The 22,322-nt window shown below is 71.5% G+C and carries 19 protein-coding genes; 10 read left to right on the plus strand and 9 right to left on the minus strand.

The window, feature by feature from the left end; translation table 11 throughout:
* The first annotated feature begins 4 nt into the window (after window positions 1-4).
* The 6 genes from BLS25_RS12600 to BLS25_RS12625 all read left to right on the plus strand — a co-directional run bounded on the left by BLS25_RS12600 (window position 5) and on the right by BLS25_RS12625 (window position 5,870).
* A complete protein-coding gene (locus BLS25_RS12600; protein ID WP_256335587.1) occupies window positions 5-1,336 on the plus strand; it encodes a M20/M25/M40 family metallo-hydrolase in 1,332 nt (443 codons plus the stop codon).
* A gap of 200 nt (window positions 1,337-1,536) precedes the next feature.
* A complete protein-coding gene (locus BLS25_RS12605) occupies window positions 1,537-2,580 on the plus strand; it encodes an amino acid ABC transporter permease (protein ID WP_074696199.1) in 1,044 nt (347 codons plus the stop codon).
* Window positions 2,577-3,359 (plus strand): amino acid ABC transporter ATP-binding protein, encoded by a 783-nt coding sequence (locus BLS25_RS12610; RefSeq protein ID WP_074696201.1) that lies wholly within the window; start codon window positions 2,577-2,579, stop codon window positions 3,357-3,359. Before BLS25_RS12605 ends, BLS25_RS12610 begins: the two co-directional genes overlap by 4 nt.
* Before the next feature lie 112 nt (window positions 3,360-3,471).
* Window positions 3,472-4,452: an ABC transporter substrate-binding protein gene (locus BLS25_RS12615; protein WP_074696203.1), complete on the plus strand. Its 981-nt coding sequence runs from the start codon at window positions 3,472-3,474 to the stop codon at window positions 4,450-4,452.
* A gap of 61 nt (window positions 4,453-4,513) precedes the next feature.
* Complete coding sequence (locus tag BLS25_RS12620) at window positions 4,514-5,029, plus strand: GNAT family N-acetyltransferase (protein WP_074696205.1); 516 nt, start codon at window positions 4,514-4,516, stop codon at window positions 5,027-5,029.
* A gap of 97 nt (window positions 5,030-5,126) precedes the next feature.
* Entirely contained in the window at window positions 5,127-5,870 is a 744-nt protein-coding gene (locus tag BLS25_RS12625) for an alpha/beta fold hydrolase (protein ID WP_256335588.1), read from the plus strand.
* On the opposite strand, the gene BLS25_RS12630 is transcribed toward BLS25_RS12625, so the two are convergent.
* The 3 genes from BLS25_RS12630 to BLS25_RS12640 form a co-directional block, all read right to left on the minus strand.
* Window positions 5,860-7,194, minus strand: coding sequence for an APC family permease (locus tag BLS25_RS12630; RefSeq protein ID WP_074696207.1), 1,335 nt, complete (start codon window positions 7,192-7,194; stop codon window positions 5,860-5,862). The genes BLS25_RS12625 and BLS25_RS12630 overlap by 11 nt on opposite strands.
* A gap of 160 nt (window positions 7,195-7,354) precedes the next feature.
* Complete coding sequence (locus BLS25_RS12635) at window positions 7,355-7,864, minus strand: GNAT family N-acetyltransferase (protein ID WP_074696209.1); 510 nt, start codon at window positions 7,862-7,864, stop codon at window positions 7,355-7,357.
* Window positions 7,861-8,697 (minus strand): DUF1684 domain-containing protein, encoded by an 837-nt coding sequence (locus BLS25_RS12640; protein ID WP_074696211.1) that lies wholly within the window; start codon window positions 8,695-8,697, stop codon window positions 7,861-7,863. Before BLS25_RS12640 ends, BLS25_RS12635 begins: the two co-directional genes overlap by 4 nt.
* 292 nt (window positions 8,698-8,989) lie before the next feature.
* Between BLS25_RS12640 and BLS25_RS12645 the strand changes: the two genes are divergently transcribed.
* The gene (locus tag BLS25_RS12645; protein ID WP_074696213.1) at window positions 8,990-9,745 is read left to right on the plus strand and encodes a YwqG family protein; all 756 of its coding nucleotides are present in this window, start codon (window positions 8,990-8,992) and stop codon (window positions 9,743-9,745) included.
* A gap of 56 nt (window positions 9,746-9,801) precedes the next feature.
* Here BLS25_RS12645 and BLS25_RS12650 read toward each other — a convergent pair whose 3' ends face one another.
* The 6 genes from BLS25_RS12650 to BLS25_RS12675 are packed head-to-tail and all read right to left on the minus strand — an operon-like array spanning window position 9,802 to window position 17,644.
* Entirely contained in the window at window positions 9,802-10,998 is a 1,197-nt protein-coding gene (locus BLS25_RS12650) for an aminotransferase-like domain-containing protein (RefSeq protein WP_074696215.1), read from the minus strand.
* Complete coding sequence (locus BLS25_RS12655) at window positions 10,995-12,647, minus strand: dipeptide ABC transporter ATP-binding protein (RefSeq protein ID WP_074696217.1); 1,653 nt, start codon at window positions 12,645-12,647, stop codon at window positions 10,995-10,997. Before BLS25_RS12655 ends, BLS25_RS12650 begins: the two co-directional genes overlap by 4 nt.
* On the minus strand, window positions 12,644-13,492 hold the full coding sequence (locus tag BLS25_RS12660; RefSeq protein ID WP_056225498.1) for an ABC transporter permease: 849 nt from the start codon (window positions 13,490-13,492) through the stop codon (window positions 12,644-12,646). Before BLS25_RS12660 ends, BLS25_RS12655 begins: the two co-directional genes overlap by 4 nt.
* Window positions 13,489-14,505, minus strand: coding sequence for an ABC transporter permease (locus BLS25_RS12665; RefSeq protein WP_074696219.1), 1,017 nt, complete (start codon window positions 14,503-14,505; stop codon window positions 13,489-13,491). Before BLS25_RS12665 ends, BLS25_RS12660 begins: the two co-directional genes overlap by 4 nt.
* A 43-nt stretch (window positions 14,506-14,548) precedes the next feature.
* The gene (locus tag BLS25_RS12670; RefSeq protein WP_074696221.1) at window positions 14,549-16,201 is read right to left on the minus strand and encodes an ABC transporter substrate-binding protein; all 1,653 of its coding nucleotides are present in this window, start codon (window positions 16,199-16,201) and stop codon (window positions 14,549-14,551) included.
* Window positions 16,202-16,228: 27 nt separating this feature from the next.
* Window positions 16,229-17,644, minus strand: a complete 1,416-nt coding sequence (locus tag BLS25_RS12675; protein ID WP_074696223.1) for an FAD-binding oxidoreductase — start codon at window positions 17,642-17,644, stop codon at window positions 16,229-16,231.
* Between the two features lie 273 nt (window positions 17,645-17,917).
* Here BLS25_RS12675 and BLS25_RS12680 point away from each other — a divergent pair, with 273 nt between their 5' ends.
* Genes BLS25_RS12680 through BLS25_RS12690 form a run of 3 tightly spaced genes read left to right on the plus strand, consistent with a single transcriptional unit; the run spans window position 17,918 to window position 22,322 of the window.
* Entirely contained in the window at window positions 17,918-19,099 is a 1,182-nt protein-coding gene (locus BLS25_RS12680; protein WP_074696225.1) for an LLM class flavin-dependent oxidoreductase, read from the plus strand.
* A complete protein-coding gene (locus tag BLS25_RS12685; RefSeq protein ID WP_074696227.1) occupies window positions 19,096-20,448 on the plus strand; it encodes an NtaA/DmoA family FMN-dependent monooxygenase in 1,353 nt (450 codons plus the stop codon). Before BLS25_RS12680 ends, BLS25_RS12685 begins: the two co-directional genes overlap by 4 nt.
* A complete protein-coding gene (locus tag BLS25_RS12690; protein WP_074696229.1) occupies window positions 20,445-22,322 on the plus strand; it encodes an FAD/NAD(P)-binding protein in 1,878 nt (625 codons plus the stop codon). Before BLS25_RS12685 ends, BLS25_RS12690 begins: the two co-directional genes overlap by 4 nt.

The raw sequence follows: 22,322 nt of genomic DNA on the forward strand, positions 1-22,322 counted from the left end.
CCCCGTGACCGACCTGGCCGACGGGGCTGAGACGCCCCAGCCCGGTCCTCTCGAGATCGAGGCGCTCGAGCACATCCGCGCCCTGATCCGCATCGACAGCGTCAACACGGGTGAGGCGGCGACCATCGGCGACGGCGAGACGCGCGCCGCGCTCTACGTCAAGGAGCACCTCGACGAGGTCGGCTACGAGACGGTTCTGGTCGAGCCCCGCCCGGGGCGCGCGAGCGTGGTCGCCCGGCTGGCCGGTTCGTATCCGGATGCCGGCGCCCTCGTCGCCCACGCGCACCTCGACGTCGTACCGGTCGACGCCGACGACTGGACGCACCCGCCCTTCGGCGCCGAGATCCACGACGGCCTGCTCTACGGTCGCGGGGCCGTCGACATGAAGGACTTCGCCGGCATGCTGCTGGCCATCGCCAGGGCGTTCCGCCGCGACGGGGTCGTTCCGCGGCGCGACCTGATCTTCGCGTTCTTCGCCGACGAAGAGGCCGGGGGCGTCTGGGGCGCGCGATGGCTCGTCGAGAACCGCCCCGAGCTCTTCGCCGGGGCCACCGAGGCGCTCAGCGAGGTCGGCGGCTTCTCGATCCCCCTGCCCGACGACCGCCGCGCGTACCTCGTCGCGACCGCGGAGAAGGGCGTGACGGTCGCCACGCTGACCGCCCGCGGAGCCGCGGCGCACGGCTCCCGCCCCACCGCCGACAACGCGGTCGTGCGCCTCGCGCGGGCCGTGGCCGCGGTCGGCGCGCATCGGTTCCCCGTCGTGCGGACCGCGACGCTCGAGCGCTTCCTCGAGGTCTACGGACGCGCCAGCGGCGAGCCCCTCGACGGCGACGATCTGTCTCGCCTGGGGTTCTCGGCATCCGTCATCGATGCGGGGGCGCGCAACACCGTCTCGCCGACCGTGCTCACGGCAGGGGGCAAGATCAACGTCATCCCCGCCTCGGCGAGCGCGACGCTCGACGTGCGCGTGGTGCCCGGGCAGGCGGACGCGCTGCGCGAAGAGCTCGCAGACGTCGTCGGCGACGGCATCGAGATCGCGTGGTCGCGGTACATCCCGGCGATCGAGGCTCCGGCCGAGGGGCGGCTGATGGACGTGCTGCAGGATGCCGTGACCGCCGAAGACCCCGACGGCACCGTCGTGCCGTATCTGCTGCCCGCCAGCACCGACAACAAGCACCTCAGTCGTCTCGGCATCCGGGGCTACGGCTTCGTGCCGCTGCGCGTGCCGGCAGACTTCGACGTGTTCGGGCAGTTCCACACGGCCGACGAATGCGTGCCGGTGGAAGCCCTGTTCTTCGGGACGCGCGTGACGGCGCGGATCCTGCGCGACGCCTAGGGCCTGCGTCCGCAACCGGCGACCGTACCGCCCCGAGGGCGTCGGCCGCCGACGTGTTACCCCGCGTGGCGGTGGGTTTCGGCGCGTGGCGGGGCGTTTCGACCTGTGAATCGGCGCCTCGCGGGCCGTTCGACCCCGTCATAGCGTTTCGGTCACCCACCGGCACCCCGTGCCGTTTCGGACAGCCCGAGGAGCACGCCATGACCACCACCGCGCCGGCCCCCGCCGACCGCTCGACAGCGCCCGCGACGGCGCCACGGTCGACCGCCAAGGTCGATCTCGGCACCATCGCCGTCGTGCCCACCCGTCACTGGTGGCGCTGGATCCTCAGCGCCCTGCTGCTGTTCGTCGTCGCCCAGTTCGCCTGGAGCCTCGTGACGAACGACCGCTACATGTGGGGGACGTTCGCGCAGTACTTCTTCTCGGAGCCGGTGCTGATCGGCATCGGCTACACGCTCTCGCTCACCGCGATCTCGGCCGTCGTCGGCTTCTCGCTGGGTACGCTGCTGGCCCTCGGCCGGCTGTCGGCGTCTCCGCTGCTGGGCGGGGTGGCGTGGGGCTACATCTGGTTCTTCCGCTCGGTGCCCCTCGTCGTGCAGATCATCGTCTGGTACAACCTCGGCTACCTCTACCCGACGCTGGGACTCGGCACCCCCTTCACCACCGATTTTTGGATCGTGGAGTTCCCCACGGTCCAGCTCGTCAGCGCGTTCGCCGCCGCGATCCTCGGACTCGGGCTGCACCAGGCGGCGTACTCGGCCGAGATCATCCGCGGCGGGCTCGTCTCGGTGGATCCCGGTCAGCACGAGGCGGCCGCGGCGCTCGGGATCCCGGCATCCCGTCGTCTTTTCCGCATCATCCTGCCGCAGGCGATGCGCTCGATCGTGCCCAACGCCACCAACGAGATCATCGGGCTCGTGAAGGGCGCGTCGGTCGTCTTCGTCATCGCGATCCCCGAGCTGTTCTACGCCGTGCAGGTGATCTACAACCGCAACAGCCGCGTGATCCCGCTGCTGCTGGTCGCGGTGGTCTGGTACACGCTCATCACGACGATCCTGAGCATCGCGCAGTACTACATCGAGCGGTACTACGCCCGCGGGTCGGCTCGCGCGCTCCCCCCGACGCCGGCGCAGCGAGCCCGTTCGTGGGTGAGTACGCAGTGGGCGCGGCTCGGCGACTCCCCCGCTCCCCCGAGAGGGCCGGATGCCGAGACCCCCGCCGCCCCGAAGGGAGGCCGGGCATGAGCGCGGTCACCGCCACCCGCGGACTCGTCGAGGTGCATAACGTGCGCAAGAGCTTCCACGGCGTCGAGGTGCTGAAGGGCATCGACCTCACCGTCGAGCCGGGCGAGGTCGTGGCCCTGCTGGGCCCGAGCGGCTCGGGCAAGTCGACGCTGCTGCGCACCATCAACCACCTCGAGACCGTGGACGCCGGCTCTGTCACGGTCGACGGCGAATTCATCGGCTACGAGCTGCGCCACGGAAAGCTGCACGAGCTGCGCGAGCGCGAGATCCTGCAGCGACGGACGCAGGTGGGGATCGTGTTCCAGAACTTCCACCTCTTTCCGCACCTCACCGCCCTCGAGAACATCACCGAGGCGCCGCTCGCGCTCAAGCGTTTGAGTAAGAGCGAAGCGCGCGAGCTCGCCCTCGGCCTGCTCGACCGGGTGGGCCTCGCCGAGAAGGCCGACGCCTACCCTCGCCAACTTTCGGGCGGTCAGCAGCAACGCGTCGCGATCGCCCGCGCCCTCGCGCTGCAGCCGAAGGTGCTGCTGTTCGACGAACCGACGAGCGCCCTCGACCCCGAGCTGGTGGGCGAGGTGCTCGACGTGATCCGCGACCTCGCGAAGCTCGGCACCACGCTGGTCATCGTCACGCACGAGATCGGCTTCGCCCGCGAGGTCGCCGACCGCGTGGTCTTCCTCGACGAGGGCCGCATCGTCGAGGAGGGCACGCCCAACGAGGTGCTCACCCGACCGCGGCACGCGCGCACCCGCGAGTTCGTCGCGAAGGTGCTCGGCTGACCCCACCCCTCTCGGGCCTCGCCACGCGCGGGCCCGCTCCCACCCGTACCCGAGACCGAGGCGCGACACCGCCGCCGCGGCATCCATCCCGCACCACCACAGGAGACACAGCATGGCACTCAGCAAGAAGCAGGGCATCGCCCTCGGCGTGATCGCCGCAGCCCTCGTCGCCCTCGTCGGCGTCGGCGTCACCATCGGCCTCAACCGACCGGCCGATGCGGTCGCGGCGCCCGAGCCCTCGGCATCCGCCACGAACACCCCCGCGGAATGGGTGCACACCGACGCCGTGCCCGACGCCGTCGCGGCCCTCAAGGCGAGCGGCTTCACCCCCATCGAGCCGGGCAAGCTGACGGTCGCGGTGGGCGCCTTCACCCCGCCGCTCAGCTACGTGCCCGAGGGCGAGACACTGCCGTCGGGCACCGAGCCCAACATCGGTTCGCTCATCGCCGAGGGCCTCGGCCTCGAGTACAACCCGGTCGTGGTGGCGTGGGCGGACTGGCCCCTCGGCATCCAGTCGGGAAAGTACGACCTGATCACCGCCAACGTCACGGTGACCGAGGAGCGCAAGGAGCTCTACGACTTCGCGAGCTACCGACAGGACCTGCTGGGCTTCGCCGTGCGCGCCGACAGCTCGATCGCGAAGATCGAGACCGCCGACGACATCTCGGGGCTGAAGATCGTCGTCGGCTCGGGCACCAACCAAGAGAAGGTGCTGCTGAGCTGGAACCAGGAGCTCTCCGCCGCAGGCAAGGCCCCCGCCGACCTGCAGTACTACGACGACAACGCCGCAGCGACCCTCGCTCTGCTCTCGGGCCGCGTCGACGCGACGTTCGGGCCGAACGCGACCGCCGCGTGGGCGGCACGCGACACCGGTGAGACGAAGGTCGTCGGCGTGGTCCCGGGCGGGTACCCGCTGCAGGCCGACATCGCCGCGGGCACCAAGAAGGGCAACGGCCTCGTCGAGCCGGTGCAGATCGTGCTGAACGACCTGATCGCGAACGGGACCTACGCCGAGGTTCTGAAGGCGTGGAACCTCACGTCCGAGGGAATCGAGACCTCGCAGATCAACCCCCCGGGACTCCCGAAGTCCTGAACCCTCGAGGGGCCCGGTCTTCCGAGACCGGGCCCCTCGCACGCCTGATGGAATGGATGCCATGACCACCTCGCCCGTCTCGTCACTGACCATCAGGCTCGTCGCCCCGCACGAGTACACCGAGGCCGGCCGCGTCACCGCGGAGGCGTACCGGCAGAGCTACGACGGGCTCACCGACAGCTACCTCTCGTCGCTCGCCGACGTCGACGGGCGCGTCGCGCTCGGCGAGGTCTGGGTTGCGCTCGACGGTGAAGAGATCGTCGGCACGGTGTGGACGCCGCGCCCCGGCGAGCGCCTCTCCGAGCTCGCCGAGGAGGGCGAGCTCGATTTCCGTCAGCTCGCGGTCGCGCCCTCGGCCCGCGGGCGCGGCGTCGGAGAGGCGCTCACCCGGCACGCGATCGCTCTCGCTCGCGAGAGAGGGGCGTTCCGCGTCGTCATGAACAGCGGACCCGAGATGCTCGGCGCGAACGCGCTCTACCTGAAGCTCGGCTTCCGCCGCCTCACCGAGCGCGAGCACCCGGTCGAGGTGGAACCGGGTCGGTCCCTCGATCTGCGGGCGTTCGGCCTCGACCTCTGACGGGCGCGGGGCGCGGCGGTCGCTCGGGGGAATCCGACCGGAACGGGGGCGCGCAAGCCTCACCCGCCCTCGTCGCGGCGGGCATACGGTGGCATCCGTGACGGGGAAGACGGTTCGCGACCATGCGGTGCACGGGCTCGCGTTCCGGTCGTTCTCCAGCCGCCGCGACGGACGCCCGGTCTTCGTGCTCATCCACGGCATCGGAATGTCGCACCGCTACCTGACCCGCCTGCACGACGAACTGGCGCGGGATGCCGAGGTGCACACCATCGACCTGCCCGGTTTCGGCGGGCTCCCCAAACCGCGCCGGGCCGCCGACATCGCCGACGTCGCGAGGGCGCTGGGCCACGTGCTCGACGCTCTCCGCGTCCGATCCGCGGTGCTCGTGGGCCACTCGATGGGTGCACAGTGGGTCGTGGAGCTGGGGGTGCAGCGTCCCGACCTCGCGGGCGCCGTGGTGACGATCGGCCCCGTGACCGACGATCGGAGGCGCGGCGCGCTCACGCAAGCGCTGCTGTTGGCTCGCGACTCCGCTCTCGAACCGCCCCGCCCCAACGCGATCGTCTTCTCGGACTATCTGCGCTGCGGCCCCGTCTGGTACGCCCGCCAGGCGGTCCACATGCTGCGTTACCCGACCGAGGACCGCGTCGCCGGGCTGACGGTTCCGCTCCTGGTCGTCCGCGGAAGCGACGATCCCATCGCCTCGCAGTCGTGGGCGCAGCGGCTCGCCGCCCGCGCGCCCGCCGCGACGGTGGCGGTGATCGCCGGCCACCGCCACCTCGCGCAGTTCACCGCTGCGCCCGCGGTCGCCGCACGCATCCGCTCGCTCGTCAGCGGGTGACCTCGCGCGCGGGCTGGTCCTCGTGACGCCGACCCCGCCGGGCGAGGAAGTACAGGCCGACGCCGACCGCCAGGAGCACCGCGCCGAAGACCCAGACCGTGGGGCTCTGCTGGCTGACCAGCAGAAGGCACGATGCGATGCCGAGCACGGGGACGAAGGTCCACACGCGGAAATGCTCGTGCTCGACGCGGTCACGACGCAGGACCAGCACCGAGACGTTCGCGCTGAGGAAGACGAACAGCAGCAGCAGCACGACGGTCTCGGCGAGGAGTGTCAGGTCTCCGACCAGGGTGAGGAGCATCGCGACAAGGGTCGTGGCGAGGATCGCGACCCACGGCGTGCGGCGTTTCGGCAGCACCCGCGACAGCGCCCGGGGCAGCAGGCCCTGCTCGGCCATGCCGTAGGTCAGACGACTGGCCATGATCATCGTCAGCAGAGCGCCGTTGGCGACCGCGATGAGCGCGATGAGGCTGAACAACCACGACGGGATGGCGACGCCGCTCGCCTCGACGACCGAGAGCAGCGGTCCGCTGGATTCCGCGAGTTGTTCCGGCGGGAGGGCGATGCTGCTGGCGAGACCGACGAGCACGTAGACGAGACCCGCCGCGCCGAGGGCGGCGAAGAGGGCCCGAGGGTACATCTTCGAGGGCTCCTTGACCTCCTCGATCATGTTGGCCGACGTCTCGAACCCGACGAACGAGTAGTAGGCGATGATCGCGCCCGCCAGCACGGCCGTCGCCACCCCCACGTCCTCGGGCGTCTGTGTCACGCGCGAAACGTCGCCGCCGCCCCCGGCGAGCAGCACGCCCACCACCACGACCACGATGACGAGACCGCTCACCTCGATCGCGGTCATCACGAAGTTGGCGCCCATCGATTCCCGGATGCCGCGGGCATTGAGCGCCGCGACGATGCCGAGGAACACGATGGCCACCGGCACCACGGGCAGATCGACGAAGGTCGCGAGGTACTCGCCCGCGAAAGCGATCGAGAGGCCCGCGGCGCTCGTGACTCCCGCCGCGAGCATGCAGAAGCCCACGAGGAACGAAAGGAGTCGATTCTTGAACGCCCTCTCCGCGAACACCGCCGCGCCTCCCGCGCGCGGATACTTTGTCACCAACTCGGCGTACGACCCGGCCGTGAGCAAGGCCAACAGCAGGGCCGCGAGGAGCGGCGCCCAGAGCATCCCGCCGACGCGTTCCGACAGCACGCCCATCAGCGCGTAGATCCCGGCGCCCAGGACGTCGCCGAGGATGAACGCGAACAACAACGGTCCGCCGATACCGCGCCGGAGGGTGGAGGGCGCGGGGGTCTCAGTGCTCATTCGGCCGACCGTAGGTTCGTCGGCGGTGGTTCTCGAAGCGGGTTGACAGGGGCGGGGGCGGGGGCCGCGGGGCGCACAACCTCCGCGAGCCGCACACGCTCAGTCGGCATCCCGCCGATCGGACGGAGGATGCTCGAATCGCTGAGGGGGCGCTCGGGGCTCAGCCCGTCAGCACCTTCTCGAAGCAACGCGAGGCGGGGAACCTCACGTACGGCGGGTAGATGTCAATCGCCCGATAACCGAGCTTCTCGTACAGGGCGATCGCCTCGGGCTGCCGATTGCCCGTTTGCAGGATGAGCCGAGCTGCGCCGCGCTCCCGGCCGAGGCGTTCGAGCTCGCCCATGAGCGCCTGGCTCGCGCCACGACCGCGCGCGCGGGGGTCGACGAACACGCGTTTGACCTCGAGCTCGTCGCCGAGGCGACGCAAGGCGGCGTGACCGACCGCGACGCCTTCGGCATCCCGGACGAGGATCACCTCGACGATCGTGGCCGGGTCGACGGCGAAGTCCTCGGCCAGCACAGCGCGGGTCTCGTCATCGAAGGCCGCGTACACCTCGGCATAGCGCGGGCTGATTTCGTCGTCCATCGCGGCGCGCAGCGCGACGGCCCGCTCGTCGTCCCACGAGACGTTCTCGATCGTCCACGCCTCGGTCGCCGCCCTGCCCGTCATGAGCGGACCGCCTGGATGCCGGCATCCGTCGCCACTCCCTCGGCCCGCGAGAGCGGCGTCTTCTCCCCCGCCTCCACGGCGAACGGCAGACGGTTCCGGGCGGGCGGCAGGGGGCAGGTCGCGAAGTCGGTGTACGCGCAGGGCAGGTTCGTCGCGCGGGTGAAGTCGATGACCGTGCGGCCCTCGGCGTCCGGTGCGGCGACCGTGACCGACCGGTTCGCCGCGTACGTCGTGACGCCGCTCGTCGCGTCGGTGAAGAGGACGAGCAGGTCGCCCGGTCGATGACCGGGAAAGGCGACGAGGCGATGAGGGGCGCCGTCGAACTCGAAGGCGAGCTCTCCCGGCGCGTCGTAGACGTGCGTCAGGCCGTCGACGGCCGCTCCGACTTCGTACGCCCGTGGGTGCGCGTACGCCTCGAACCGCACGTCGATACGCCAACGGGGATCGGCCGGATAGGCGGGAGTTCCCGCGTACCGCGACAGGTAGTCCGCGTCCGGCCGGCGGGGGCGGAGGAGGTCGCGGCCACCTCGGCGGGCCACCTCGATCACCCCGCCGTCGAAGCCGACGGTCACGTCGCCGCGCTCGTCCAGGGGACCGAACGCGAACCGGACGCGGACCGTCCCACCCTCGACCTCCAGGGATTCCCCCTCGGCGAGATCGACGACGGGTCCGTCTTCCCCGGTGTGCCAGATCCCCGGAAGGCCCGGGATGCCGGTGGGCCGCTCGCCCAGCCAGTACAGGCCCGTGATCGCCAGGAATCCGTGGGGGTCGGCACGGCGACGCTCGTGCGCCTCGTGCCAAGCGGTCCACTGCTCGGCGAAGGTCTCGGTCATCGTTCTCCCTCGAGGACGGGTCCCCTCCAGCATGCATCGCGACGCCCGTCTCGGGCGCGCGGGGGGGGGGGGGGGGGGGGGGGGGGGGGGGGGGGGGGGGGGGGGGGGGGGGGGGGGGGAGGAAACGCGGCGTCACCCGCCGTCACCCGCCGTCACGCTTCGTCGCGGTCGCGCCCGGCGTGGCCGGCGGGTCTCGCGCAGGTTCTGGAAGACATCGCCGAGCGAATGGGCCGCTCTCGGGATGGCGACCGGCAGCCTGACGGTCGACTCCTGTCCGCGTTATCGTCGAGCGATGGAGATCTGGGTACCGCAGTGGACCGTCCGGCAGCCGCAGCATCCCGTGGCGGGGGCGACCTGGTTCGGCGGCTTGCCCGCCGGCCTCGACCCGGCGGCGTGGCCCGTCTGCAGCGAGTGCGGCACCGCACTCTCGCCGCTCCTGCAGCTCTCCGCCGGGCCGTGGCTTCGGCGCATCCCCGCGGGGCACGTCCTGCTCGTCTTCAAGTGCGAGACCGACGACGTATGCGAGTTCTGGGATCCAGATGACGGGGCCAACCGCTGTCTGCTCGTCCCGGTGGCGGAGCTCTCGTCCGACGCGGGCGTGCCCGACGACGTGTCCACGGGCAGGACCCGCATCCTCCCCCGCGTATGGGTGGGCGAGTGGGCGCGAGGCGACGACGGGCTGACCCCCGAACAGGCCGACCAGATCGACCGGGACGAAGTCTGGAATCTCCCCGACGACATCCGTGCGATCGCGGAGACCGCCGAGAACTACACGAAGGCCGGTGGCGCACCGGTGTGGACGGGCAACGGACCGGCCTCCGCGCCCGCTCGGCCCCGGCGGCTGCTGTTCCAGATCGACAACTGGATCACCACCGTCGACAGCGCCGCCGAGGTCGCCGCGGCGCTGGCCGAACGGCCGGACCGGTACGTCCTCGTCCGGGACCGCACGATCAGCGCCGCGAACTTCATGAGCGACGGTGTCGCGTACGTCTTCGACGTCGCGCCCGACGCGCCGGCGCCCGACGCCAAGCTCGTCATCTCGCGCTAGGGCCGCGCCCGAGGTCCCCGCCTGCCATCCCCGGCCGGCCCGGGTCGAGCCGCGCGTCAGCGCTGCCGCGCCACCGCCCGCCCCAGCCGCGCTGCGGCCTCGCGCAGCCGCTCCTCGGATGTGTCGCCGTACGCCAGGCGCAGGTGGCGGTCGGCATCGGTGCCGGGGCCGGAGGGGAAGAACGAGCCCCTTTGGTACTCCACGCCCTCAGCGCTCGCGTCGGCGGCCAGGCGGTCAGGGTCGATGCGGTCGTCCCGCAGGCGTGGCCAGAGGAACAGCCCGCCCTCGGGCACGGTGACCTCGAACTCCCCGGGAGCTTCGGCCTCGAGCGCCTCGGCCAATGCGCCGGCGCGGGTCTTGTACAGCGACCGTGCGCGCCCGAGCACGCGGTCGAAGAGCCTCGCGTCGCTGGTCAGCGACTCGGCGACGACGGCCTGCACGAACGTCGACGAGTGCGAATCCTGTCGGCTGCGGAGGGCCACGGCATCCGGGATCAATCGCTCGGGAAGCACGACCCAGCCCAACCGCAGGCCGGGGCCGAGGGTCTTGGTGAAGGTGTTGACGTGGATGACGTGATCGGACTCGTGGAACGGCGTGAGTGATTCGGGCTCGCCGGCGAAGCGGAGCTCGCGGTACGGGTCATCGGCGAACACGACGAACCCGTACCGCTCGGCGAGGTCGACCAGCTGGCGCCGACGCGCGGTGGGCAGCGACGACTGCGAGGGGTTGTGGAATTCGGGCACCGTGTACACCGCGGCCGGGCGCGCTCCGGCACGGAGTTGCGCGGCCAGCGCATCGACGTCGAGACCCTCGGCACCGACCGGGATGGGCAGCACCCGCGCATCGGCCAACTGCAGACCGCGCAGGAACAGCGGGAACACGGGATTGTCGACCGCGACGAGGTCCCCCCGCTCGAGCACCGCCTGCACGGCGATCGCCAGACCGTGGAAGCCGCCGTTGGTGATGAGCACCCGCTCGACGGCGACGCCTTCGCGCGCGGCGATCCACTCGCGCAGCGCCGGAATGCCCTCGGTCCGCGAGTACTGCAGCGCGGGTGCCCCCGGCTGCGCGAGCACGCGGGCGGTCGCCTCGGCGAGTTCCGCGGTGGGCAGGACGGAAGGATCGGGGATTCCACCGAGCAGCTCGATCGCGTCGGGTCGGCGATCGCGCAGGGTCTGGTCGCCGAATCCGCTCGGGGCGGTGAACGCCTCGATCAGCGCGGGGCGGGCACGGGGCGAAGAGAGGAGGGTCATCGGGGGCTCCGGGGGTGGGGGGACGGTATGGCGTCGACCAGCGCGCGCGTGTAGTCCTCACGTGGGTGCGAGAGCACGTCGGCGACGCGGCCGGCCTCGACGACACGGCCGTCCTTGAGCACCGAGACGGTGTCGGCGATCTGCCGGACCAGCGCCAGGTCGTGCGAGACGAAGAGGTAGGTGAGGCCGCGCTCCCGCTGCAGGCGGCGGAGCACGTCGAACACCCCGGCCTGCACGGTCACGTCCAGAGCCGAGGTCGGCTCGTCGAGCACGATGACGTCGGGCTCGAGCACCAGGGCGCGCGCGATCGCCACGCGTTGGCGCTGGCCGCCCGACAGCGCGTCCGGGTGGCGGCGGGCGAGGTGGGGCGGCAGGCCCACGGCATCCAGGGCCTCCGCCACCTTCGCCGCCCGTGCGGCGCGCGTGCCGACGCGGTAGCGCTCGAGCGGCTCGCGCACGATGCGTCCGACGCTCCACGTGGGATCGAGCGAGGTGAAGGGGTTCTGATAGACGAGCTGCAGGTGCCGACGGATGCCGCGGAGCTCCGCCGCCGTGCGGCCCGTCACCGCCGCTCCGTCGATGAGCACCTCGCCGGCGTCGAGGTCTTCGAGCCCGAGGAGCAGGCGCACGGTCGTCGTCTTCCCCGAGCCCGATTCCCCCACCAGCGCGTGCGTCGTTCCCGCGGGAATGCGGAACGACACCTCCGACACCGCGGGGCGAGCGGCACGGTCGAAACTCTTCGAGACCGCACGCACGTCGATGCGGGCGGAGGCGGTGCCGGGGATCCACGCGTCGACGCCGCGATCACCGTCGTCGCGGCGATAGCGGTCGGGGTTCAGGGCCGGCGCGTCGGCCTGCAACTGCACCGTGTACCGCGAGGTCGGCGCCGCGAAGACCTCGTGAGTGGGGCCGGCCTCTTGCACGCGCCCGTCCTTGAGCACGACGATCTCGTCGGTGCGCTCGGCGGCGATCGCGAGATCGTGCGTGATCAGCAGCAACCCGATGCCCAGATCGCGGCGCAGCTCGTCGAGCAGATCGAGGATGCGCTTCTGGATCGTGACGTCGAGGGCACTCGTGGGTTCGTCCGCGACCAGCAGCTCGGGCCGCGGCAGCACCGCCAATCCGATGAGCACGCGTTGCAGCATGCCGCCCGACAGCTGGTGCGGGTATGACTCGTACACGCGACGCGGGTCGGGAAGCCCGACGCGGGCGAACACGTCGATCACCGCGCGGCGTTGCTCGCCTGCATCGGCGAGGCCCGAGAGAGCCGCCGCCTCGTGCGCTTGCGAGCCCACGGTGCGAACGGGGTTGAGGGCGTGCGCGGGGTCCTGCGGGACGAAGCCGATACGCCGGCCCCGGAACGGTCGGAATCGCGCCTCGGCGAGCCCCAGCACCTCGGTGCCGTCGAGCTCGACGCGCCCGCTGGCACGCCCCGTACCGCGCGGGAGCAGCCGCAGCACGGAACGGGCGATCGTGGACTTGCCCGAGCCCGACTCTCCGATGAGCGCGAGACTGCCGCCCCGGGGTATCGCGAACGACACGTCGTGCACCACGGGGGTGCGACCGTACGAGACCGACAGGCCGCTGACGTTCAGCAGCGCGGTCGTCGTCAGCGGAACGTCGTCCGCACGGGACAGGGCGAGGGTCATGACGTCCTCCGAAGCCAGCGGCTGATGCGGTTGATCGAGAGCACGGTCGCCACCGTGACCAGCGCCGGCCAGACGACGAGCCAGGGCGCGCGCGGGTAGTCCTTGCCCGCGGAGATGAGCAGGCCCCAGTCGGATGCCGGGGGCGGATCGCCGTAGCCCAGGAACGCCAGCCCCGCGATCACGAGGATCGACAGCCCGAACTGCAGCACGGCCAGGGGGACCAGCGATCGCGAGGCGTTCGGCAGAACGTGCCGGAAGAGCACGTGCAGGTTCGACCCGCCCTGGAGCCGCGCGGCCTCGACGAACACCGACGAGCGCACGCGCAGCACCTCGGAGCGCATCACCCGGGCGAACACCGCCACCGCAGAGACGCCCGTGGCGATCGCGGCGTTGATGGTCTGGAACCCGAGCGAGCTGACGATCACGACCGCGAGCAGGAACGCCGGGATGGCGAGCAGCACGTCCACGAACCGCGCGAGTACGACGTCGGTCCACGACCCCAGGAAGCCCGCGAGCAGCCCGATGAGCCCACCCACGACGACGCCGATCGCGACGGCCACGAGGGCGCTGGTGACCGAGGACTGCGCGCCGTAGACGATGCGGGTGAACAGGTCGCGGCCGAGGTGATCGGTGCCGAGCAGGTGCGCGGCGCTCGGCGCCTGAAGCTTGTCTGCGGGCACCCCCTGTGCCGGGTTCTGCGCGGTGAACAGCGCGGGGGCGAGCGAGAACGCCAGTACGACGGCCACGACGACGAAGGACACGAGGACGCCGACGGGGACGGAGAAGCGGATGCCGCGCGCTCGGGCGGTCCCGGAGCGCGGCGCGAGCAGGGGTGCAGCGGTCATACGGTGCTCACTTCTTCGTGAAGGGGCGACGCGGGCTCGTCGCGGGGCGCGACCGAGACGGGCCGGCCGCTGCGGCCGACGGCGACCCGTGGGTCGAGAAGGGGGTAGGCGAGGTCGGCGAGCAGGTTCACCACCACGAAGACGATCGCGGCGAGCGAGACCACGGCCTGCAGCACCGGCAGGTCCTGGCTCGCCACGGCGGATTCGACCAGGGTGCCGATGCCCACGCGCCCGAAGATCGCCTCGGTGATGAGAGCTCCCCCGAGCAGCTCGCCCACGATGAGCGCCAGCACGGTGACCGTCGGCAGCGCCGAGGGCTTGACCAGGTGGCGCAGGAACAGCGCCCCCGACCGCAGTCCCCGCGACCGTGCGACCGCGACGTACTCCTGCCGTGACTCGTGATCGAGCGAGGCGATGAGCACCTCGGCCAGCTGCGCCGAGACCGGGATGCCGAGAGCCACCGCCGCGAAGAAGGTGCCCCACGGCGTCTCGGTGTCGATCATGCTGAACAGCCCGAGTCCGAACGCGAAGACGTGGATCAGCAGCAGTCCGATCACGAAGTTCGGCACCGACAGGAACAGCGACGGCAGCGAGCGCAGCACCCCCTGGCCCCAGCGCGGGGGCAGGAACTGCGTGCCGTACGCGATGGCCACGGCTAGCACCACGGCGACCAGGAGGGCCGCCGCGGCCAGGCTCAGTGTCGACCCGAGTGCGTCGAGCACCAGCCCGCTGACGGGCAGGTTCGAGCGGAGTGAGACGCCCAGGTCTCCGACGACGAACCGCCCGAGCGAAGACCCCAGCTGCACCCACCACGGCTGGTCGAGCCCGTAGTACGCCACGATGCGCGCGATGTCGTCTTCGGTGAAACCGTTGTCGGGATTGCGCAGCGTGCTCGTGACGGGGTCGCCGGGCAGGATGCTGATCACGACGAACGTGAACAGGTACGCCAGCAGCACGACGACGATCGCCTGTCCCGTTCGCCGCACGGCGAAGCGGCCGTAGGTGCGCAGCATGTCCTCCTCCTCTCGTGTCGTTCTCTTCCGGTGACGGGCCGCGTCAGCCGTTGAGCCACGCGTTCAGGTAGGACGCGTACGCGAGGCCGTTGTAGGTGACACCGCTCACCTCGGGAGCCTGGACGTACACCCGCTGCACGATCTGCGTCAGCGGAACGAAGTACGCCCGATCGAGGACGTATCCCTGCAGCTCGTCGGCGACCTTCGCGCGGGCCTCTCGATCGGTCGCGGTGGCGATGCGGGTGGAGAGGTCGTTCAGCGTCGCGTCCGAGGTGCCGAGTCGGAACCAGTCCTCGTCGCCCTTCTTCTGCGAGGTGAGGATGCCGGCGACTGTTCCGACGTCGACGAAGCTGCGGGTGATCTCGGTCGCGGGCACCGTCGTGTTGCCGATGACCTTCTGGCCGTAGGTGGGGACGTCGTAGGTCTCGAGGTTCACCTCGAAACCCAGGGCGGTGAGCTGCTGGTCGACGAGCTCGTCAACCGACTGCGAGGCCTGCAGGTAAGGATTGGGGTAAAGCGTGAGCGACAGCTTCTTCCCGTCCTTGGTCCGCACGCCGTCGGCGCCCTTCACCCAACCCGCCCCATCGAGGAGGGATGCCGCTTCGTCGGGGTCGTACGCGAAGTCGGCGGTGTGGTCGGTCGCCTCGGGCACGGTGCTCTGGAAGAACGACTCCGCCGCGTGCCAGTCCGAGGTGTAGACGGTCGAGAGGATCTCGTCGCGATCGATGCCGTGCTGCACCGCTTGCCGCACCTTGATGTCGTCGAACGGGGCGACGGAGGTGTTCAGGGCGTAGCCGTTGACGAATCCGAGGTAGCGGGGCGTCTCGACGGTGAGGCCCTCCTGCTTCAGGGCGTCGAGGTCTTGCGGGCTGGCGTTGTAGGCCACCTGCGCCTGTCCGGACTCGACCGAGGCGGTGCGCAGCGTCGGCTCGGCGACCTGCTTGTAGGTGATGGTGTCGAGGTAGGCGGCGCCCTCGTGGCCCACCGCCTGCGGGCCCCAGTCGTAGTCGTCCCGTCGCGTGAGCACGACGCTGTCGCCCTCGGCGACCTTCTCGACGACGAACGGACCGCTGCCGACGTCCTTGGTGAGATCCGCCTGCTGGTCGGCGGGGAGCGCCAGGGTCTCGGGCGAGAGCAGGATCGAGCCGTGGTACGCCAGCGTGGGGATGAAGCTGAGGGTCGGTGCGGAGAACGAGACCGTGACCGTCGTGGCATCCACCGCCTGCGCGCCCTGGTAGTTGGCGGAGGGGAACAGGCCGATGCGGTTGATGCCCTCGTCGGGGCGGCCCTTGGCCCAGATGTCGATGTTCGCCACGACAGCGGCCGCGTCCAGCGGCGTGCCGTCCGAAAAAGTGACGCCCGACTTCAGGTGGAGGGTGAACTGCGTCTTGTCGGCGTTCTCGTCCCAGCTCTCGGCGATCCACGGACTGAGGTTCCCCTCGGCGTCGACGTAGATGAGCTTGTCGGTGACGTTGCCCCAGATCTGGCCCTGGTAGCTCGAGATCGAGCTGTTGTTCGGGATCCAGGTGGCGCCGAGCGAGTCGATGAGGAAGACGAGATCGCCGCCGGTCTTCGGCTCGGCGTCGGCGGGAGCGGCGGTCGACGCGGCACCGCACCCGCTGAGCAGGAGGGCGCCGACGGCGAGGGCGGAGGCGAGGCCGAGAAGGCGTCGGCGGGGACGGCGGGCGAAGGTCATGGGAATCCTCGGGCTGTGGGGACGGGGTTACAGGGCTTTGCCGGGGTTGAACAGACCGGCGGGATCGAGCGCGTTCTTGACGGCGAGCTGCGCCTCGCGCACGCGCACGGAGAGCTCCTCCGCGGCGAGAGAGCGCTTGACGGTGCCGATGCCGTGCTCACCGCTCACGGTGCCGCCGACGGCGAGAGCCGCGCGCACGACCGCGTCGGCGGCGTCGTGGACGGCGGCCGGTACGGCGGTGGGATCGACGCCCGCGGGGATGGGCAGCGAGACGACCGGGTGGAGGTTGCCGTCGCCCGCGTGCGCGACGGCGCTCACGCCGACCCCGAACCGGTCGGCGATCGCGGGGAAATCCGCGAACACCTCCGCGATGCGCGACTTGGGCACGGCGACGTCGCCCCCGGCGAACCACGTGTCCGCGTCGAAACGTCGGCCCGAGCGTCGCAGTTCCCAGAGGGTCTCGGCATCCGTCTCGCTCTCGACCTCGACCCGTGCGTCCGCCGCGACGAGCGCAGCGGTCAGCTCGGCGGTCTGCTCGTCGATGCCGAAGCCGTCGAGTTCGATCAGCAGGAGGGCGGCGCCCCGGGCACGCAGACCCGAGTCCTGCGCGGCATCGATCCCGTCGAGGGTGATCTCATCGAGGAACTCGATGACGCTCGGACGAACGCGCGAGGCCGTGATCGCCCCGATGGCCGCGGCGCCCGCGGCCGTGGAATCGAAGAACGCCGTGAGCGTCCGGCGTGCCACCGGGAGCGGGCGGATGCGCACGGTCGCCCCCACCACGATGCCGAGCACGCCCTCCGACCCGACGAAAAGTGAGACGAGGTCGAGCCCCGTGACGCCCTTGATCGAGCGGTGTCCGACCGAGACCAGGCTGCCGTCGGCGAGCACGACGTCGAGGGCGAGCACCGACTCGCGCGTGACGCCGTACTTGGCGCACCGCAGGCCCCCGGCGTTGGTGGCGATGTTGCCGCCGATGGTCGAGATGCGCCAGCTCGCCGGGTCGGGGGCGTAGAACAGGCCGAGGGGGGCCAGTCGCTCGTTGAGCGAGGCGTTGAGAACGCCGGGTTCGACGACGGCGACCTCGTCGGCGGGCGACACCTCGACGATGCGGTTCAGCCGTTCGGTCGAGACGACGAGCTGCTCGGAGAGGGCTGTCGCGCCGCCGGAGAGACCCGTGCCGGCCCCGCGCGGCACGATGCTGACACCGTGACGACCGGCGAGGCGCACGAGTTGCCGGACCTCGGTCACCGAGGTGGGAAACGCCACCGCGGGGCCGTTCGTCACGGGGGCGCCCGTTCGCGGAGCGGTGCCGGCGTCGAACGAGAACTCCACCGTCGCCGCGGAGGGCGGGCGCACCTCGATGCCGGGCGCCTCGTCACGCAGATCGTCGAGCAGGGCGAGCACGCCCGTGAACGGGGCGATCGCGGTGGAAACGCTCATGGCAGCACCTTTCAGAACGGGACGGGAGTGCAGCCGAAGCTAGGCGGAAGGGGACGCACGCTCATCCCGAGCGACACCGTCCGTCGCGAGACGTCACCGACCGACATCGTGTGTCGCGCGGCGTCACAGTCGAACGATCGGTGAGGCGCGGCCGGTATGTTCCGCCCCCGTCGTCGGTTCATGACGCTTCGAGGCGTTTCGTTACGTCACGCATTGAGCCGTGTCGCGGTCCGGGCGACAGTGAGCAGCACTCGCCTGACCGAAGGAGCCCCGATGCCCGACCGCATCCACCTCGCCGTCGCCCTGGACGGGGCCGGCTGGCACCCGGCCGCGTGGCGCGAGCCCACGGCCCGGCCCACCGAGCTGACCTCGGCCGCCTACTGGCGCGCCCTGGCCCGCACGGCCGACGGAGCGGGACTCGTCCTCGCGACGATCGAAGACGCGCTGAGCCTGGGCGGACGATCGTTCGAGCCGGATGCCGAGACCCGCCGCGATCGCGCGCGCGGGCGTCTCGATGCGGTGCTGCTGGCGTCGTTCCTCGCCCCGGCCACACGCCGGATCGGTCTCGTCCCCACCGCGACGACGACCCACCCCGAGCCGTTCCACCTGGCGACGGGTTTGCAGACGCTCGATCACGTGAGCCGGGGCCGCGCGGGTGTCCGACTCGTCGCGGGCTCGACCGCGCAGGAGCGCCGGAACTTCGGGCGCCGCACCGACGGACCGGCCGGGTTGCCGGCATCCGGTCGCGTCGAAGACGACCCCGCGCTTCTCGCCGCCTTCCGCGAGGCGGGGGAGGTCGCCGACGTCATCCGGCGTCTGGCCGACTCGTGGGAGGACGACGCGATCGTCCGCGACCTCGAGTCGGGGAAGTTCCTCGACCGCGAGCGGGTGCACAACGTCGAGTTCGAGGGGGAGTTCTTCTCGATCACGGGCGCGTCGATCGTGCCGCGGTCGCCGCAGGGACAACCCCTCATCACCGCTCTCGCGCACCAGACGGTCCCCTACCGTTTCGCGGCGGAACACGCCGACCTCGTGTTCGTCACTCCCGCCGATGCGACCGCGGTGGGGGGCATCCTCGGCGACCTCGACGGGGGCGACGACTTGCGCGTGTTCGCCGACCTGCTCGTGCTCGTCGAGGACTCGCGCACCGAGGCCGAAGCCGTGTGGGCCCGCCTGCAGGAGCGCGCACCGCTCACGACCGACGCCCGGGTGGTGGTGGGAACCTCCGCCGACGTGGTGGACGAGGTCAGGGCCCTCGCCGCGGCCGGCGTCGACGGGGTCCGCCTACGACCCGCCCGTCTTCCGGCCGACCTCGACGCGATCGCCGACCGGGTCGTCCCCGCGGCGGCGGCCGCCGGCATCCTCCTCCCCGACGATGGGGCGCCCACGCTCCGCGAACGTCTCGGACTCCCCCGTCTCGCCAGTCGCTATGCCCGTCAGGAGGTCGGCGCATGACCCGTCGGCAGATCCACCTCGCCGCCCACTTCCCGGGTGTGAACAACACGACCGTGTGGACCGACCCGAGCGCGGGCAGCCAGATCGACTTCTCGTCGTTCGAGCACTTCGCGCGCACGGCCGAGCGCGGCTTCTTCGACTACCTCTTCCTCGCCGAGGGGTTGCGCCTGCGCGAGCACCGCGGGCAGCTGCACGACCTCGACGTCGCGGGACGCCCGAACACCCTCGCGATCCTCACGGCCCTGGCCGCCGTCACCGAGCACATCGGCCTGGTCGGCACGCTCAACACGACCTTCAACGAGCCGTACGAGCTGGCGCGGCAGCTCGGCACGCTCGACCTCTTGTCGAACGGCCGCGCGGGGTGGAACGCCGTGACCAGTTCGGACGCGTTCCACGGCGCGAACTTCCGCCGCGGCGGCTACCTCGATCACGCCGACCGGTACGTGCGGGCCGCGGAGTTCGCCGCCCTGTCGAAGGCGCTGTGGTCGTCGTGGCGCGACGACGCGATCGAGGCGGATGCCGAGACGGGTGAGTTCCTGCGCGCGGACGCCATCGAGCGCGTCCGGCACGAGTCGCGGTTGTTCGACGTCGACGCGGTGTTCGACGTGCCGCGGTCGCCGCAGGGGCGACCGGTCATCGTGCAGGCGGGCGACTCCCCCGACGGCCGGGACTTCGCCACGCAGCACGCCGACGTGATCTTCTCGCTGCACACCGTGTTCGACGACGCGCAGCAGTTCTACCGCGACGTGAAGGGCCGGCTCGCCGCGAACGGTCGCGACGAGGACTCGCTCAAGATCCTGCCGGCCGCGACCTTCGTGCTCGGCGACACCGCCGACGAGGCCCGCGAGCGCTCGCGGGAGATCGCCCTGGCCCAGGTGCGGCCGCAGACGGCGATCACCTACCTCGAGCAGATCTGGAACCGCGACTTGAGCGGCTACGACCCCGACGGCCCGCTGCCCGACCTCGAGCCCGACACGGGCGTCGAGACGGCGCAGGGCTTCGCCGGCCGTCACGCCGCGATCCGTGCCCGCGTGGGCAAGCTGCGCGAGCAGGCCGCGGCCGAGGGCCTCAGCATCCGCGAGCTCGTCATCCGCCTGACCGCGACGCACACCTTCGTCGGGACACCGGAGCACGTGGCATCCGAGATCGACCGCTACGTGCAGGAACGCGCCACCGACGGGTTCACCGTGGTCGGACACGTGACCCCGCACGGCCTCGACGAGTTCGCCGACAGGGTCGTGCCGCTGCTGCAGGAGCGCGGGTCGTTCCGCCGTTCATACGACGAGGGCGCCACGCTGCACGACCTGCTCGGCCTGCCCCCGGTCCCCGCGAACGCCGGGGTGCGATGACCGAGCTCGTGATCGTCGGGGCGGGACCGCGCGCGGTCATGCTCGTCGAGCGCCTGCTCGCGCGGCGAGCGCCCGCTCCGCTGCGCATCACCCTCGTCGATCCGTTCCCCCCGGGGGCGGGGCGCATCTGGCGGCGCGAGCAGTCGCCCCTGTTGAAGCTGAACTCGATGGCGCGCGACGTGACGGTCTTCACCGACGAGTCCTGCACGATCGCCGGGCCGATCCGTTCGGGGCCGTCGCTCATCGAGTGGGCCGAGCGGGTGCGCGCGGGCACCCTCCCCGACGTCGCGATCGACGATCCGGAGGTGGATGCCGAGCTGCGCAGCCTCCGCCCCGACTCCTTCCCCACGCGACGACTGCAGAGCGCGTACCTCGACTGGTTCTGGCGTCGTACGGTCGCGATCGCCCCGCCCGGGGTCGAGGTGCGGTGGCACGAGGGAACCGTGCAGTGGGTCGATGACACCCTCGATGGGTACGAGGTCGCCCTCGCCGACGGCATCCGCCTGCCCGCCGACGTGCTCGTGTACGCGATGGGCCACAACGCGCGCGAGCCCGAGGACGCGGTGGTCGCTCTGCGGGACGCCGCCGTGGGCGCGGGGCTGACCTACGTCCCGCCGGCGTTCACCGCCGACGCCGACCTCTCCGTCTTCGCCCCCGGCGACGACGTGATCGTCCGTGGAATGGGATTGGCCGCGGTCGACGCCGTGGTGTTGCTCACCGCCGGCCGGGGCGGGGTCTTCACCCGGCTCGGGGACGGACGGCTGCACTACGAACCGTCAGGACTCGAGCCGCGACTGCACCTCGGATCCCGCCGCGGCGTGCCCTATCGCTCGAAGGTGTCGTCGCAGCTGCAGGGCGGCCCGCCCGTGCGCGAGGTGCTGACCCCCGCCGCGGTCGCCGATCTGCTCGCGCGCCCCGGCAGTATCGACTTCCTCGACGACGTATGGCCGCTCATCGCGCGCGAGCTCGTGTGGGGCCACTACCGGGAGCTGTTCACCGGCCACCCCGAGTGCGTCGCCACGACCTGGGAGGTGTTCCGCGAAACCCTTCGAGAGGTGGATGCCGACACCGCGGCCCTCCGCCGCGCCGCGGCCGCGGTAGTGCCCGATCCCCTCGACCGCTTCGACGTGCGGGCGCTGGACGTACCGCTCGGCGACGAGAGCTTCGCGGGTCCCGCCGAGGTGCACGAGAGGGTGCTCCGGCACATCGTCGACGATCTGCACCTGCGCACGACCCAGCAGCGCAGTGCGGCGCAGGCGCTGTTCCTCACGATCCTCTCGTCGTTCCTGGGGCTCTCGGACATCCCGACGGAGCGGTGGAGTGCGCGCTCCCGCGCCATCGACCTGCCCGTGACCTGGCACGCCTTCTTCAGTTACGTCGCCTCGGGGCCGCCCGCGCACCGGCTGGAAGAGTTCCTCGCTCTCGCCGAGGCGGGGATCGTGCGCTTCCTCGGGCCCGACATCACCGTGCACGTCGACGCGGACCGGGGCTTCGTCGCGTCGTCACCGCGGACCGCGGGTGAGGTGAGCGCGCGCGGACTGATCGACGCGTGGCTGCCCGCGGCCACCGCCTCGGCGAGCGAGAACCCGGCGCTCCGCGAACTCGCGAGCCGCCACGGCCGCGAGGTGCACGTGTCGGACGAGACGTTCACCGGCTCGCTGGGGCGCATCGACGTCGACGCCGACGGCCGCGTCGTCGCACGGGACGGGCACGCGCGCGCGGCGATGTTCGCGATCGGGCCCTTCACCTCGTCGATGGAGGCCGGGGCTTTCACCCGCCCGCGTTCCGACTCGCTGTCGCTGCGACAGACCGACCGGATTGCCGGGGCCGTCGCCGCCGCCCTCGCCGCGCGGGCCCCCGCCGGGGTGCGCTGA

The organism is Microbacterium testaceum StLB037 (assembly GCF_900104345.1).
Classification (GTDB): Bacteria; Actinomycetota; Actinomycetes; order Actinomycetales; family Microbacteriaceae; genus Microbacterium; species Microbacterium testaceum_A.

Coding starts and splice junctions, on each gene's coding strand:
- BLS25_RS12605 (WP_074696199.1), top strand. CDS start 1,537: ATGACCACCACCGCGCCGGCCCCCGCCGACCGCTCGACAGCGCCCGCG.
- BLS25_RS12610 (WP_074696201.1), top strand. CDS start 2,577: ATGAGCGCGGTCACCGCCACCCGCGGACTCGTCGAGGTGCATAACGTG.
- BLS25_RS12615 (WP_074696203.1), top strand. CDS start 3,472: ATGGCACTCAGCAAGAAGCAGGGCATCGCCCTCGGCGTGATCGCCGCA.
- BLS25_RS12620 (WP_074696205.1), top strand. CDS start 4,514: ATGACCACCTCGCCCGTCTCGTCACTGACCATCAGGCTCGTCGCCCCG.
- BLS25_RS12630 (WP_074696207.1), bottom strand. CDS start 7,194: ATGAGCACTGAGACCCCCGCGCCCTCCACCCTCCGGCGCGGTATCGGC.
- BLS25_RS12635 (WP_074696209.1), bottom strand. CDS start 7,864: ATGACGGGCAGGGCGGCGACCGAGGCGTGGACGATCGAGAACGTCTCG.
- BLS25_RS12640 (WP_074696211.1), bottom strand. CDS start 8,697: ATGACCGAGACCTTCGCCGAGCAGTGGACCGCTTGGCACGAGGCGCAC.
- BLS25_RS12645 (WP_074696213.1), top strand. CDS start 8,990: ATGGAGATCTGGGTACCGCAGTGGACCGTCCGGCAGCCGCAGCATCCC.
- BLS25_RS12650 (WP_074696215.1), bottom strand. CDS start 10,998: ATGACCCTCCTCTCTTCGCCCCGTGCCCGCCCCGCGCTGATCGAGGCG.
- BLS25_RS12655 (WP_074696217.1), bottom strand. CDS start 12,647: ATGACCCTCGCCCTGTCCCGTGCGGACGACGTTCCGCTGACGACGACC.
- BLS25_RS12660 (WP_056225498.1), bottom strand. CDS start 13,492: ATGACCGCTGCACCCCTGCTCGCGCCGCGCTCCGGGACCGCCCGAGCG.
- BLS25_RS12665 (WP_074696219.1), bottom strand. CDS start 14,505: ATGCTGCGCACCTACGGCCGCTTCGCCGTGCGGCGAACGGGACAGGCG.
- BLS25_RS12670 (WP_074696221.1), bottom strand. CDS start 16,201: ATGACCTTCGCCCGCCGTCCCCGCCGACGCCTTCTCGGCCTCGCCTCC.
- BLS25_RS12675 (WP_074696223.1), bottom strand. CDS start 17,644: ATGAGCGTTTCCACCGCGATCGCCCCGTTCACGGGCGTGCTCGCCCTG.
- BLS25_RS12680 (WP_074696225.1), top strand. CDS start 17,918: ATGCCCGACCGCATCCACCTCGCCGTCGCCCTGGACGGGGCCGGCTGG.
- BLS25_RS12685 (WP_074696227.1), top strand. CDS start 19,096: ATGACCCGTCGGCAGATCCACCTCGCCGCCCACTTCCCGGGTGTGAAC.
- BLS25_RS12690 (WP_074696229.1), top strand. CDS start 20,445: ATGACCGAGCTCGTGATCGTCGGGGCGGGACCGCGCGCGGTCATGCTC.